Origin of the sequence: Halorussus caseinilyticus (assembly GCF_029338395.1) — an archaeon.
GTDB classification, from domain to species: domain Archaea; phylum Halobacteriota; class Halobacteria; order Halobacteriales; family Haladaptataceae; genus Halorussus; species Halorussus caseinilyticus.
The window spans coordinates 147,104-161,622 of sequence record NZ_CP119811.1; the positions used below are offsets into that span (position 1 = coordinate 147,104).

Sequence of the window (14,519 nt, forward strand, 5' to 3'; positions counted from 1 at the left end):
TCGATAGTCACTCCGCTCGTACTGCATTAGTTGAACTATCTATACAGCTAACTTTGGTAGTGTATCTAGCGTATAGAGACGTAGCGTCACTAATACGTTCTGCTCGGCGAACGCTAAATCCAGATCTACCAAGTCGAGAAACGAGACCTCGGAATAGGGTGGATAGCCGAGTCTCGACACGTAAGTTAGAGTGTAGAGACGGGTAGGTAGGCGACTAATCGGGGAGATATGGAATAGATTAATGGCGGGGCGGCGAGATGGTCGGGTAGAGCGCATGTACCGGAAAATCGACTGGATGAAACCGGCAGACCAAGTTATCCTCCAAGAACTCGCACGCTACGGCGGCTGGATGAAACCCGCGTCGCTCAAACTCAACGTCCACTTCTCGGGCGATTGGGTCGGCCAGCGCTGTCGCACCCTCACCGACCACGGCCTCCTCGAACGCCACGAGGATGCATCGGAAGGCGCGTATCGCATCACCGACCGCGGACAAGAATACATTGAGGGGGCGCTTTCTGTCAGCGACCTCGAAGCGAGTGACGGATAATTATTGGAGGATAGTAATCGACCCGTCTGTTACTGAATCTCATCGAACGCCTGTTCGATGTTCTGCATCGCTTCGTAGACGGCATCCGCGTCAGTAACCTCCATTGTAGTAATAACCAGCAAGCCACCGTCATCAAGCGAGTCAATACGAGCGGCGGGCAAGCTCTTCAACCACTCACGGCCGTACGCCTCTACCATCTCTGGCGGGAACAACATTAGCCACGTCGGATGGTTAATCCGGTTCTCGGCCAACTTCTTGTCGCTAATCGGTGGCGGAACTTCAACATCAATTGCTTCAAGTCGATACGAGAGCATCCCGAAACCGTACAGCGGATCGGTCGCGTGATAGATGAGCGTCACAAATTCGAGAAACGAGGCCAACCTCTTGTCGCCGTCATCCCGACGAAGTTCATCTAAACCGATTCCCATCGATAAAATTTGTTTGTTGTACGGGAATACATGGGACATTTTCTCGGGCGAGAGATAGGTGTGGATTGAATTGGATTTTAGCCTAAGCTTGTCTTCCCTTTCTGAAACATATGTAAGGTCGTTAGAGGAGTCTTCGTCAAGATAGTTCTGAACCTGTGAGATTGACTCGACAGGATTAGTTTCTTCGCAGAGAAATCCAGCGAGCAAATGAAACTCCGTCATATTGTAACTGGTTCTTTGAGTTCGTTTGATATTTCTTTTGGTTCGACAACCGCCGCGCTTAACGCTGAATTCCGATCCGAGGATGGTCGTAGTTGGACAGTGTATGTTCTAACAGTAAACCAATCCTTGTCAATCTTCGTGGCTATCTGTTGAGTTGCTTCCTCATTTCCGGAGTATAGCACCATCCGTACGTCGTCAACATCACTGCTGAGCTTGTCAAGTGCAAACATAAACGTTGCTTTCTTTTTGAGTTCTTCTTCCCGTAATGTTTTTACATTCTTTGCCTCGTAGTAGACATCACCGCCATCGCTATCGATTTTGAAACCATCGAACTCAGGGTCTTTATTATTCGATGAGTCCAGTCCGAGATCGTCTCGAACCTCTTCGACATCGTTCTTGCTTCCATAGACCTTCTTTGCGATGTCCTCAAGTTGCGCATCGCTAAGACGACTAAAGTCAAGGTCTGGCGTATAATCTAACCTGAGGGTGTCTCCTGAATCAAGCTTAGGACGCAATTTGTTGCGGGCGAACCGTAGTTCGTACGTACTACCTTTAATCCGATTGTAAGCTAATGTCGGTGTAGCCGGTAGATTCGTGATGCCATTAGGATCACCGTACAGGACTTCAGGAACACCTTCGATTCGCTCATCGCCATCTAAGACTCTTATATCGTCAGTGACTCGGCCAGTGTACTCCGCGCTGATGTGGTTGTACCCATACGACGTTGCAAGTGAATTCCGAACGTCGTCTTCTAAGTCGCTTGGAACATCGTAGCCACTCTTGTCAACGGTGAACGTCAAGAACTCCTGTACTTCAGACGCATCGTCGAAGCCACGGAGTAACGAAATACCGTCGCCGCCCGTCGTAGCAACTAATTGGACTAGATTTCTCTCTCCATAGTAGTCCAGCGACCCCATGCGCTTAAGAACATAGTCTACGTCGGCGGTTGACACATCCATACTCTCCGACCGCCACGCTTGAACGAGCAACCGCTGAGACTCGGTATCCAGCTTAACGAACTGGTTGAGTGCTTCGTCGTCGAGGTCGCTGGCCATCCGGACACCGTAGCGACTCGTCTGCGCGAAGGCTAGCCGGGCGTTGGCGTCTTTCACGTCGGTCGTGTCTAACCGTGCGCCGAACTCGCTCGGGTCCACGTCCGTCTCCGTGACTGCATCGCTGTACGCTCGTTGCTTGCGGTCGGATAGCTCCGTACACCCTCCGCCAGCGAATCGCTGTGTCCCGAGACCACTGCCGCACAGTCGGCCGAACAACGCCTCGAAGTCCGCGTCGTCCATCCGTCGGAGGTCCTCAGCCCCGTCCGCGCCATGGCGCGCGAGGTACCGCACGACCCGGTCGCGCTCAATGTCTGACAGGTCGCTCGTGTCCACCTCGCCTTCGCGTTGCAACCGCCAGAGTCGATAGGCCGCACCCGCCGACTTCGCCCGCCGGAGTAGCGGTCCCGACGCTCGCTCGGTCGCTCGCGCCAACCCGGTCGCCACCCGCGCTTTTCCGCGGTCGTAGGGTGCTTTCACTCGCATCGCGGCCTTGCCTGCGCGCGTGGATTTGGCGAAGTTCGAGACCTTCTGGGCGTACGTCGAACTCTTGATGACTTTCGTGGCTTGTGCGCCTGCAATCGCTTTCGTGATGAACGCGACGGTGTAGCCCGCATACCAGCTATTACGGTACTCGTCGTAGAGCGCCGACCCCTCTGCGTAGGGGTTGTTCGTCTTCTGTTTGTCTTGGAGGCTCGACACCATCGCGTCGAGGAACATCCCGAGCAGGCCCGACTCGTCGAGTAGGTCGATGAGGCCGGTCAGTCCTTTGACGAATCCGAGCGGGTCGTTGACCAACCCGAGGAGCGACTTGATGGTGCCGCCCATCCCCGCCGAAAAGCCAGAGAGCGCCCCAAGTTTCTCGGCGGCCCCCGTCGCGTACATCGTGTCCGCGTCGAGTTTCCCGGCGAGACGCCCCACAGCGTTGGCTTTCCGGATGCCGACCGTTTTCTTCCGGTTGCCGTGGCTGTCGGTCGCGGTGACTTCGACGGTCGCGCCCGCGAGTTCGTCCGCGACGGCGCTCACGCCCGACACCGAGAACGACCCGTCGTGGCGACTGAACACCGCGTTCGGCGACGCCCGGTAGCGCGTCTTCCCGTTCTTCTCGACGGCGGTGTGTTCGACGCCGCTGGGGTCGAACAGGAGGTACTCGAGGATGTACTCGATTTCCATCTCGCTGTAGTTGGCGAGATAGCCGTATCTGGCCAGACGGATGTCCGGCGGCCGATAGTCGTAGAGTGTCGGGTCTTCGCCGACCGCGCGTTCGCGGCCGTCAAGCAGGCCGTCGCCGTCGCTGTCGGGATTGTTCGGGTCGGTCTTGTGAAGCCACTCTTCGCGGTCCGAGAGGCCGTCGTTGTCCGAGTCGTACGCGAAGGGGTTGCTGTTGGTCCACTCCGTCGTGAGATGTTCGGCTTTGTCCGAGGGCGACTCGCCGTTGAGATACTTCCGGGAGGCGTCCGGACTCCGGGTGACCGCGGTGTCGAACCCACGTAGCTCTTGGGCGTCCGAGAGGCCGTCGTGGTCGGTGTCCCGGACCGTCGGGTTGCTCCGCAGGCGGTTGTACACCCGACCGTGAACCTGCTGGCGCTCGCCCACCTCGTAGCTGTCGCTCAACCCGTCGCCGTCGGTGTCCGCCAGCCGCGGGTCGGTGTCTGACACTGCCCCCGGCCGTCCCGCAGGCCACACGTCCCGCGTTCGACCGCGTCGTACAACGTGTCGCCGTCGGTGTCGTAGCCGAGTTTCAGCGCGTCAATCTCGAACGTGGCGCGGCCGACCGTCTCGATTTTGATGGTGACTTGCTCGCCCGCGTACTCCGAGAGGTCGTGTTCGACCGCCTCGAAATCCCCGTGAGCGTCACCCCCGCCGCCGGGGAGGACAGCCTCCGCGCCGAGTTGGGATTCGCGGACGCTCTCGGTACTCGCGTACGTGTTGTCCTCGCCGTAGACCCGAGTGCGTTCGCCGTCCGGCCCGATGACCACGAGTTCGGCCACTGACCGATAGCTGATGGCGTTGGCTTTCGCCACCACGCCGAGCGTGACGGTTTCGGCGTCGCGTAAGGTGACGGTGCGTTCTAAACTCGACTCTCGCGGGCAACCGTTGGGTTTCCAGCCGGGGAACTGGGGGCAGTCGTCGTAGTAGTTGCGGGTGTTGTCGCCGTCGTCGTCGGTGGGACAGCCGTTCGAGAGCGTCCCCGGTTCGTCCGGACAGTCGTCGAAAAAGTCGTTGTAGTCGTCGCCGTCGGTGTTTTTCGCACACCCGTTCTCGCGGACTCCCGGCGTGTTCGGACACTCGTCGTGGAAGTCCGACACCTCGTCGGCGTCGCTGTGGGTCGGGCACCCGTCGCCGTACCCCTCCTTGTTGTCGCACTCGTCGTTGTAATCTTTGATACCGTCGTTGTCGCTATGCTGGGGACACCCGTTGTTCTCACCCGGCGTCGCCGGACAGTCGTCGTAGCGGTCGTACGTTCCGTCGCCGTCCGAGTCGACCTTCGGGTCCGGGTTCGACACTTCCTCTTCGGTCGTCTCCGAGGGTTCCTCGGTCGGCTCACATCCCCAGTTGCTCTCCGGCCCGGACTGCTCGCAGTATTCGTAACCTGACACCGTTTCCGTCGTCGTCGCCGTCACTGTGGTCGTCGTTTCGGACCCCTCCGATGTCGTAGTCGTCTCGCTCTCGGTCTCAGACGGCTTCGACCAGTTGCGCTCGGTCTGCTCGCGCGTGAGCGACCCGACTACCGCCGCCGACTCCTCGCTGGCGGCGTCGCTCGTGGCGACTCCGGCGCGGTCGACCGTCGCCGTCGAGACGTTGCCGTCCTCTTCCCAGCCGTCGAGGGTGCTGAAGTTGTCCGTGTTCGACCACTTGTCCGGGAGCGCGCGGTCGAACCGCGATTCCCACGTCTCAGTTGACAGCACCGTGTACGTCGAGAAGTGCGGCGTCTCGGCGGTCACCGTGTCGTTGCGGGTGTCTACCGTCGAGTTGGTGACGGCGACGAACGTCTGGAGCGTCTCGTTGTACCGATACGCGCCGAGCGTCGTCTCGTTCTCGGCGCTGACCCGCGAGTCGTTGTACGGCAACGAGATGGTCGCCGTCGAGAAGTTCGCCTCCGCCTCGAAGTCGTAGGCCCTCGACGCGCTGGCGTTCCGCACGCTCGCGGTCTCCAGAATCGTCCGCGAACTCGTGTTCACCGACACCGCGCCCGCGACGTTGCCTTCGCCGGTGACGTTGACGGTGACGCCGGTCTCTTCGTCGGTGGTCTCGGTCGCAAACGTCTCGTCGCTGTCCAGCACGCCGTCACCGTCGGTGTCGGGGTCGGTCGGGTCGGTGCCGACTTCGTACTCGTCGGGGTCACGCAGACCGTCGCTGTCGGTGTCGGGCGACAAGGGGTCGGTCTCGTTGGCGAGTTCCGCCGAGTCGTTCAACGTGTCGCCGTCGGTGTCGTTTTCGACCGGATTCGTACCTGCTGTCTGCTCGCGGCGGTTCGACAGCGAGTCGTTGTCGAGGTCCTCGGCGGGGTCCCGAACCGTGTCGTTGTCGGAGTCGGTGTCCAGCGGGTCGAGCGCTTGGAACTGGAGTTCGAAGCCGTCCTGTAGGCGGTCGCCGTCGGTGTCGTTGTCCAGCGGGTCGAGGTCGAACCAGTAGGCTTGCGCGGCGGTCTCCCCGTCGTTGTCGAAGTCCTCCGCCCCGTCCGTGATGTTGTTGCCCGACTCGTTGAACGAAGTCCGCGAAGCGTTGCTGTCCGGCCCCAAGGGGTCGGTTCCCGTCACGTTCAACTCGTAGAAGTCCGGCAACCCATCGCCGTCGAGTCGAAGCACGTCCCGGCCGACGGTCGCGTTCTCGCCGCCGTAGTCGGGCGACCATCGCCGGTTCGGGTCGGTCGCCGACACCGTAATCCGGTTGACCTGCCGCGAAAGCGTCACGTTCGTCTCGAAGGTGCCGACCGCGCCCGGCGTCGTATTCACGGCGAGGTCGAGCGTCCGGTTCGCCCCGTTCAACGACAGCGACAACGCGAGTTCGTGGCCTCGAACGTCGAAGACGCGGCCGCGAACCGCGTAGGTGACGTTCTCCTCGTGGGGCATGTCCTCGCGGGTGGTGATGGTGACGTTCGGGGTGGCGGCGAGGTCGAGTACGTCGAGGGCTTGCTGGGCGTGAATCCACGCGACTCGGTACTGGCTGATGGCGGTATGCTGTTGGCCGCGCGCCCGGAACCGCTCGGCGCGCTCGACTGCTCGGCGCGCCCCGGAGATGTTCTCTGCGACGGCTTGCTGGTCGAACGAGACGTTCCGGTCGTTCAGAGTCGTGGCGAGACGGTCGGCGTCCGCGATAGCCGTATGAGCTAATCGCTCGTCCGACCGCACCAGTAGTTTCGTGACGCTCGGCGCGAACTGCGGGGGTGTACTCGCTTCTTTGTCGCGCTCGAAGAGTTCCGCGGAGGTGGTGCGGTTGGCGTCGAGAACGTAATCGAGTGATTCGTTGAGTTCGCGGAGGGCTTGTCTGCGGTGGTCGTCGGCGGAGCTACCGGGCGCGTCGAACTCGGTAGTCTGGAGGGCGTCGATGGCGGCGAGCCGGTAGTCGGCGGCCGACGCATTCTCGCGGATAGAGACGTTGAAAGTCGCGTTCGCCAGTGGTTCGCTCCGGTTGGCGAGCGCCGAGCGGTTCGAGACTGGTGGCGGGGCTTGGCCGTTCTTCGCCCATTCTGGCGGGCCGCGTTTGTCCGTGTTCGAGTTCCCGCCCTTGTTCGGCACCCACGACGGCGGCCCCGCGTGCGGTGGCGGTCCCTGACCGGGGTTCTCGGGTGGTCCCTGTCCGGGATTCTCCGGTGGGCCTTGCGTCTTGTTCTCCGGCGGTCCCTGTCCGGGGTTTTCGGGCGGTCCCTGCGTTTTGTTCTTTGGCGGTCCCTGTCCGGGGTTTTCCGGTGGGCTTTGGCCGGGCGTGGTCGTCTCATTCCCGGCCGTCGTCGTGGTCGCGGTCGTGGTCGTGGTCTTCGACGGTCCGTTCCCCTTGCCGTTCCCCGGTCCGTTTCCGTTGCCGTTGCCGGGGGTGTCGGGGAAGAGTTCGTGGCCTGCGATGGTGGTGGCGAGCGACGAGAGTGAGGGGAGGTCGGCGTCGGACTGGGAGGGTGGCGAGTCAAGGGCGGCGGTGGCGGGCGTGACCGTCGCCGTGACGATAAGGATGGAGAAGGCGACGGCGAGAATCTGCTGGCTCCGAGCGTTCATTGCAGTGCAGTAGAAACTAGCATCTAAAGTGTCTATTGCGTATTATAAAATCTGATACTGAATGGAAGATTGAAATAACAGAGACGAATGAGACCTGTTATAGCAGGTAGTTAAATACTGAAAGACTGTTACTCGGTTGCTCGGTTACTGATAGCAATTCACGGACTAAGCGGCGGTCATTCCGACGACAAACCGTCTCTCGGTGTTGGCTCCGGCATCCCTGCGGTTCTTCAGACCGATATGTTGGCGGGGGATTGCGGAAACTGGAACGGGGGGTTCTCTCGCGGGTGAAGCGGATAGAATTAATGTGTGTACGATGAAATGGCTGGTATGAGAATGATTGGAGATGTCTCGCGTTTGTTTCGGGGGAGCGGACGGGAGACAGTGCGAGTGTTCGCACAGCGACTCGCGGAGTTGAAACAGACGGGGTGTAGTATCCTCGTGACGGGGACCGTGGACGAAGATGGGTTCGGCGAGCAACTGGCGTTGTCGTTCGGAGGTCCCGACCGGAAACAGGTTCTCGTCACACCCCACGAACCCCGGAACCCCGGCCGTGTCCTCCCCGACGGGGTGACGGCCGACATGGAGAGCGTTCGACTCGTAAGCGGCGAGCAGGCGCGTCGAGCGGCGACCGCCGAACCGGGGATGGCGGACGGGCTTGGAGTCGTGAGCGACGACATATTGGCCGCGGTCAACGAGTTAGGTGACGAGTACGACCTCGCCGCGAACGACCTGCGGGTCGGAGTGACGGCGTTGGACCAATTGGGGACCGATGTTGGGTCAGAGTCGGTTCGGCGGTTCGTGCGGACGGCCTCGCAGTGTGTGAGTCTGGTGAATGGGACGCTGTACTGTCAGTTCCGCGATGACCCTGAGCGTGCCGCGTACTTGCTCGACGGAGAGTTGTTCGATGCGCGTGTCGAATTACGGTCACAGCCGGAGCAGGTCGAACAGCGCTGGCATCTGCCCGCCGACGACATCACCACGGACTGGATTCCGGTGTAAGCATGGAACCGACCGTCACACTACGCGACGACGGCCGTGGTATCCGGATTTTCGACCCGATAGAGAACGCCTACTTCGAAGTCGAGACAGCCACGCCGGTCGCCCCGGACACGGTGGCGTGCGACCACTTCCGATTCCCAGTTGAAACCGCGGTCGAACTCGTAACGACCGCGCTCCAGATTCCCGAGTTGACGAGTATCTTTCTCCACACCGACGATGGACTTGCAGACGCGTTCGACCCGTCAGACGGCCAGCTTCAGACGGACGGGCCGCGGACGCTCGAAGTGAATATCGCGCCGACGAAACTCTACCTCCGAGTCAACCAGCCCGTGACGATTCACCGCGACGGCGATGTCGTCCGCCTCGACTTCGATGGGGAGACGGTGGTCCGGGTGGGCGTGCGGTCGCTCCACGACCGGCCCGCAGGCACGATTACGACGACGCCGAATCCGGAGGGCGCGATGCGGGCGGTGTCGCTTCTCGGGTCGGCGCTCAAAACGACGAGTCCGGAACGGTCGTTCCCGACCCTCCGCGGGCATCCACCACTGATAGAAGTCGGCGACGAGTTCGACGCGCCCGACGGCATCAACCGTCCGGATACTGGCGTCCGTATCGAAGTCCCACCGGAGTACGAGTACGTCTATCCCGTGTCGTCGCTCGCCTACTACCTCGGCGCGGAAGTCGTCCCCGGCGACCGGCCGCGACTCGCCACCGACGACGGCTTCGCGTACAGCCTTGACGGGCCGGAAGGGTTCGAGCAGACGGTCGGCCGCGTCCTCCGACAGACGTTCCTGCTGGATTGCGTGACGCGAACCGAAGGCTACTATCAGGTCGACCTCCACGAGCGACAGCTAGTCGAATCCGAGGTAGACCTTGAGTTCACCGCGCTCTACGACCGGCCGCTCGCCGACCGCCTCTCGGCGTACCTCGGCGTGTCGTTCGAGACGGTCGCGGACGTAATTCCCGACTGGCCGCTGACGGTGGACGTGGACCCGACGGTGGAGAGTCTCGACGCGATTCCGTTCGTCGCCAACGATTTAGCGGTCGTGCGGACGACGCCCAACCCCGACCCGAAGTCGGTGAAAGAGACGCCGGAGGTGATTACGGACTTCCTCGGCGCAAAGAACGACGAACCAGTCACCACCGAGTTCGTCACACCAGAGCCAGTCCCGTTCGAGACGATTGGGCATGCGTGGGTGGGCGACCGGCCGCCGGTCGGCGCGAACAAACTCACCGTCGAGTCGCTCCGCCGGAGTCTCGACGTGGACCCCGACGAGTCGCCGATACGGATTCACGTCGTCTGCAACGACACCGCAATGCAGGACGAACAGGTCGTTTCGGAGTACTACCAGTTGAACGAACACCACCGGTTCGACATCTCGATGCACACGGAACTCTCGGTCGCGGAGTTCCGCGAGTTGCTCGCGGACCCGGCGGATTTCCTCCACTATATCGGCCACGTTGACGACGACGGTATCGTCTGTCCCGACGGCCACCTCGACACCACGACGCTCGTGGACGTGAACGTCAAAGCATTCCTGTTGAACGCGTGTGACTCCCACGAGCAAGGCATGGGACTCGTCGAAGCGGGAAGTCTCGGCGGCATCATCACCCTCTCGGACATCGCCGACTCAATAGCCACCCGTGCAGGCCTCCACTTCGCCCGCCTGCTCGCCGCAGGCCACACCCTCCGCACCAGCGTCCACGTCCTCCGCAAACAACTCCTCGCCGGAACCCGCTGGATGACCGTCGGCAACGGCGGCCTCTCACTCTGCCACTGCAAAAGCGGAAATCCGCTCTACCTCAGAATTTCTTGCCCTGACAAGGAAACATGGCGGACTGAAGTAGAGGGGTTCCCGTCACCGACTCACGGCCTTGGCACTGCGTTTAGTCTGTATCTCGATTCGGACACCCGTTACCTCGTCGGTGGTCAACTAGCTACCTTAGACCTAAACGCGTCTGAATTGGACAAGATACTAGAGAGTGACCTGATACCCATCGATTTCAACGATGAGCGATACTGGAGTAATGAGGTTGCCGCGTCAGACCTACGTTAGGGTCCGGGATGACCGTCTCCAGTTGGTGTGATACCATATTCGAAAAGGCGATGGGTCAGGAGGGTCGCGGTAAAGACTGCGCCGAGTGCTTTCGGGTGGTTGCGTCCGAGGGTGGTGAGTTTCTCTTTCATTGCAGGTGGAGTGTGTCGGTCGATTGTAATACTTTTAATGGTACGATTCTGGAATTTGTCAATAGGTACCGATTCCGGAGGAACGGACTACGATGTAGTCTCAATCCCGGTTAACGCCGTAGAAGTCTTCGACGGCGGCTTCAATGTCGGCGGCTATCGCGTCGAGACGGTCGGGTTCCAGACGTACCCGAGTAGGGTGGAGGCTCGGACGCGGCACGGACGGTCTTCGGCGCGTACGCTCGGGCAAGTAAGCGTCGAACTCGCCACTAACGCGGACGTATTCCCGAGCGACCGGACGGCCGGAGATGAGGCAGAGTCGCTTCTGGCGATGCGTTCGGACCTCGGGTATATCGGACACGATTCCGAGGGCGGGACAGACAGGTCAACCCGGCTAACCAACACATCGTTATCCGAGAACTGGATTGTTGGTTAGCGGCCGGACTCCCCGAACGTCTTGCTTCGACGCCGACCGGGACGCCCGTCGGTTTCGGTCGGAATACGGCCGGACCCGTAGTTAACCAACACGTCGCTATCCGGGAGTCGGGTTGTTGGTTAGCGACTCGAACGCCCGAGCGCCCCAAACGTACAGGTGGAATCGTGGCTAGCCAACGCGAGCGAACGAGCGACGGCTATCGTTGGTTAGCGGCCGTCGTGTCGTCGCTCCCGGCCGCGAAGAGGGGTCGGCGACGGTAGCAAGTTGTGCTAACCACTGGTTGCTCGGCGGCGGTGTGTCTCGCCCCCGGTTGTCCGCCGGTTTAAGTACTATTGCGGTGGTCTGAAAGTCCGGTTTTCTAGGGGTAGCGGCGCTATAGCTTGCGTATTGCTTCCAGTAGTTTTAAGTTACATCCGTGTCTACGAATAGATAGGAAAGCCGAGGCTCATCGGGCGTTCTCTACTTTTGTGGAGAACGGTCACGGGTGTTCCAGCACCCGCGAACCACGGCTTCCTGAATCAGGTGTGAAAGCCAATGTACGCTACGAACGCAGTCTGTGAAAAGTGTAACGCTCGTAAAGCAAGTGCGGCCCGGACGGAGGGTGTAAGGATGGGGTGTCGCAAGTGTGGTTGTCGCACGCCGAACCGTCTCTGTCGAGACTGTGAACTCATGGAGCGCGCGGAAGAGGCCGCGCGCCGAGAGTCCGACCGAGAGCTATTCCCCGCCGACTGTCCCGAGTGTGGCGGCCCAACCAGTGGCGAAGGCGTCGTCTGCGCGGGGTGTCGCTAGATGGCGTCGAACACGCACGAGACCGACGCCGAGACCGAGACCGACAGTGAGGTGGTGCGCGTCGAGGCGGCCGTCGAACAAGTCTTGAACGGCTTGCAGGTCGGACTTCCCGGCGCAACCACAACCTGCGCCTACTGCGGACGACAGCTGCACGACGGCGACTGTATAACCGTCTACGCCTACCGGAAAGCCGGACACCACCACTGGAACTGCCCCAGAGTGTACTGTCGCAGCTGTCGGAACAGCGACGACGGCGTACCGACGCCCACCCTCGGCACCACCGAGATTCTCGCCACCGCCTTCCTCGGCATCATGCAGGTCGCCGCCGCACAAACCACACGGTTAGCGTTAACGGACGTAGAGGTGCAGAGCTACAGTCACCCAAGCGACGGAAGCGAAGGATAACTACTTCCGGAGGTAATTTTTACCTACTATTATTATTTTATTCATTTAATCAAAGCTCGGTGGATAGTTGGCAAGTGAAGATAATCCTTATACGGCATTAGGAGCGATGTAAGCTTACAGATGGGCAAGATGCTTCCAATTCGCTGGTACGGCGGTAAATACTCACACTTAGATTTCATTCTACCACAGCTCCCTCAAACACACCAGTACATCGAACCATTTGGTGGAAGTGCCGCGGTTCTGTTGAATCGTGACCCCAGTCCTGTGGAAACATATAACGACATTGATGGAGATGTTGTCAATTTCTTTAAAGTTCTGCGAGAGAATCGGGACGAACTGCTGGAGAAAATCTCACTTACACCATTTTCCAGAGAAGAACTCGCTGAAGCGGTCGAAAAAAAGCAAAACGATGATTTGAGCGAGCTTGAACGGGCTCGCCTGTTTTTTGTCCGAGCGGGACAAACACGAAGTGGTCTTGCACAAGAAGCGACCCCCGGACGATGGGCATACTGTAAGTCCACATCACGACGAAACATGTCGGGGGCGGTTAGCCGATACCATGGCCGTCTTGAACAATTGTACGACGTAGCAGACCGTTTACGACGTGTTCAAATAGAGAACAAGGACGCAGTTGAAGTAATTGAACGGCATGAGGATGAAGACGCTTTGTTCTACTGTGACCCTCCTTACCCTCATGAAGTACGTGGCGATACAAACAGCTATGGTCACGAGATGACAGACGAAGACCATCGTGAACTCGCTGAGACTCTTCGGAATTGTGAAGGTAAAGTCGCGGTCTCAGGGTACTGTTGTGACCTCTACGAAGAAATTTTTGAGGATTACGGGTGGAACCGAGTAGACGCGGAGTCGAAAACGATGCACACGACCAAGGATGAGCGACAGGAATCGCTCTGGTTGAATTACGAACCGCCAAATCGAAATGTTGAACCCGGCGTGGATGTCGATGAAATTGATAATCAGCAACAAACTCTTGTGGATGCTACTGACGAGTAACTCATAACCCCACTAGGATTTTTCCTATACATTCGGTTTTTCGCTTATATAGCTTTTTACCTGACTCTTAGACTCTTTTCTCGGTGTCTACATTGGCGGAAAGCGTTGACAATAGCGAAGCCAAGGAACTTCTAAACCAGGAATGGAATCGCGTTTTGAACAACGACCAAAACACATACGTTGAAGATGGTTTCGTACGGCAGAAAATCGGCGAGGTTCTAAACGCTTCCCAACTCACATATAAGTATATTCTCACGACGAATATACTTGCAAAGGCTGTTAATCCTCGAATTCATTACCGAGCAATGCAGGCACAGTGGGACCATCCCGGTGCATACAACGCTCGTTCACTCGGACATGACGTACTCGTAGAATGGGAGAAAGACCATGGTGAGCGCCTTGGTGGTTCAAATGAACCGTTTCTGAATAAACCTGCTCGGTACCCCAATTTCTCGATGGAGAATCCCCATCGGTCCGAGAAGGCACATAGTCGTCTCTACGAGCTTCTGGAACAACTCCAAGAGAAGACTGAATCCGGCGAAATTGAACCGGTAGATATTCTTCGCCAGACCTTATCCGAAATAGAGGAACTAATCTCAAACCGTTGATTTTGTTTCACCATCGGATGTCCCGTACCAGTCTCTCCGAAATCAGGTAGAGAAATATATTCGTAAATCTGGAGGTGGAGAGCGTCTTGCGTCAATCACAGCAGGCGTGATGAAAGCGTACTATTCTCATACAGATGGGGAAGATTGGACTATTGAGGCAGAACATCCAAATGTTCCAGACGAATTCAGTAATGCGGCCGGTGACGTAGAAATAAAGCGTGGGGGTGACGTTGTACGGGCGATAGAGGTTAAAGACAAACATAGCGAGCGAAGTGATATTCAACATGCAATTACGAAAGCCCGTGAAAATGAACTCGGAGAGTACCTCTACGTCGTCGGTAGCGGTTGGCGGAATAAAACCGAAAAAGAGAGAGCCCAAGAAGAGATTGAAAACGCTCCTATCGAATTAATTCTCATCTATCCGGATGAGTTACTCAACCTTCTGAAATTCATTACGGATGCTGGACGAAAGCAATTCGTGGAAGCTGTCGGTGAGTATCTAAACAAGATGCGCGCGAGCGAGGAAAACAAACAAAACTGGAAGGAGTTAGTGACTGAGTTAGGAGATAGCTAGCATTTTTGCTATACATAGCAATTTTGCGTTATAAAGTAAAAATAGCA

General features: G+C 58.5%; 10 protein-coding genes and 1 pseudogene. 8 read left to right on the forward strand and 3 right to left on the reverse strand.

Features of this window, described 5'->3' with window-relative positions; translation table 11 throughout:
* Window positions 1-274: 274 nt before the first annotated feature.
* Entirely contained in the window at window positions 275-547 is a 273-nt protein-coding gene (locus P2T60_RS20190; protein ID WP_276282648.1) for a hypothetical protein, read from the forward strand.
* A 29-nt stretch (window positions 548-576) separates the two neighbouring features.
* On the opposite strand, the gene P2T60_RS20195 is transcribed toward P2T60_RS20190, so the two are convergent.
* Genes P2T60_RS20195 through P2T60_RS20205 form a run of 3 tightly spaced genes read right to left on the reverse strand, consistent with a single transcriptional unit; the run spans window position 577 to window position 7,459 of the window.
* The gene (locus P2T60_RS20195) at window positions 577-1,197 is read right to left on the reverse strand and encodes a hypothetical protein (RefSeq protein ID WP_276282649.1); all 621 of its coding nucleotides are present in this window, start codon (window positions 1,195-1,197) and stop codon (window positions 577-579) included.
* Window positions 1,194-3,908 carry a hypothetical protein gene (locus tag P2T60_RS20200; protein ID WP_276282650.1) on the reverse strand — a complete coding sequence of 905 codons (2,715 nt, stop codon included), beginning with the start codon at window positions 3,906-3,908 and terminating at the stop codon, window positions 1,194-1,196. The genes P2T60_RS20195 and P2T60_RS20200 overlap by 4 nt, the downstream gene beginning before the upstream one ends.
* Window positions 3,860-7,459: a hypothetical protein gene (locus tag P2T60_RS20205; protein WP_276282651.1), complete on the reverse strand. Its 3,600-nt coding sequence runs from the start codon at window positions 7,457-7,459 to the stop codon at window positions 3,860-3,862. The genes P2T60_RS20200 and P2T60_RS20205 overlap by 49 nt, the downstream gene beginning before the upstream one ends.
* Window positions 7,460-7,843: 384 nt before the next feature.
* Between P2T60_RS20205 and P2T60_RS20210 the strand changes: the two genes are divergently transcribed.
* The 7 genes and pseudogenes from P2T60_RS20210 to P2T60_RS20240 all read left to right on the forward strand — a co-directional run.
* On the forward strand, window positions 7,844-8,461 hold the full coding sequence (locus P2T60_RS20210; RefSeq protein WP_276282652.1) for a DUF7504 family protein: 618 nt from the start codon (window positions 7,844-7,846) through the stop codon (window positions 8,459-8,461).
* 2 nt (window positions 8,462-8,463) lie between these two features.
* The gene (locus tag P2T60_RS20215; protein WP_276282653.1) at window positions 8,464-10,518 is read left to right on the forward strand and encodes a hypothetical protein; all 2,055 of its coding nucleotides are present in this window, start codon (window positions 8,464-8,466) and stop codon (window positions 10,516-10,518) included.
* Window positions 10,519-10,704: 186 nt separating this feature from the next.
* A complete protein-coding gene (locus tag P2T60_RS20220; RefSeq protein ID WP_276282654.1) occupies window positions 10,705-11,082 on the forward strand; it encodes a hypothetical protein in 378 nt (125 codons plus the stop codon).
* A gap of 789 nt (window positions 11,083-11,871) precedes the next feature.
* On the forward strand, window positions 11,872-12,276 hold the full coding sequence (locus P2T60_RS20225; RefSeq protein WP_276282655.1) for a DUF8112 family protein: 405 nt from the start codon (window positions 11,872-11,874) through the stop codon (window positions 12,274-12,276).
* A gap of 120 nt (window positions 12,277-12,396) precedes the next feature.
* Window positions 12,397-13,290 (forward strand): DNA adenine methylase, encoded by an 894-nt coding sequence (locus P2T60_RS20230; RefSeq protein ID WP_276282656.1) that lies wholly within the window; start codon window positions 12,397-12,399, stop codon window positions 13,288-13,290.
* Between the two features lie 83 nt (window positions 13,291-13,373).
* A complete protein-coding gene (locus P2T60_RS20235; RefSeq protein WP_276282657.1) occupies window positions 13,374-13,898 on the forward strand; it encodes a restriction endonuclease, SacI family in 525 nt (174 codons plus the stop codon).
* A gap of 40 nt (window positions 13,899-13,938) precedes the next feature.
* Window positions 13,939-14,472: pseudogene (locus tag P2T60_RS20240) on the forward strand (restriction endonuclease, SacI family); the annotation flags it as partial.
* Window positions 14,473-14,519: the final 47 nt, after the last annotated feature.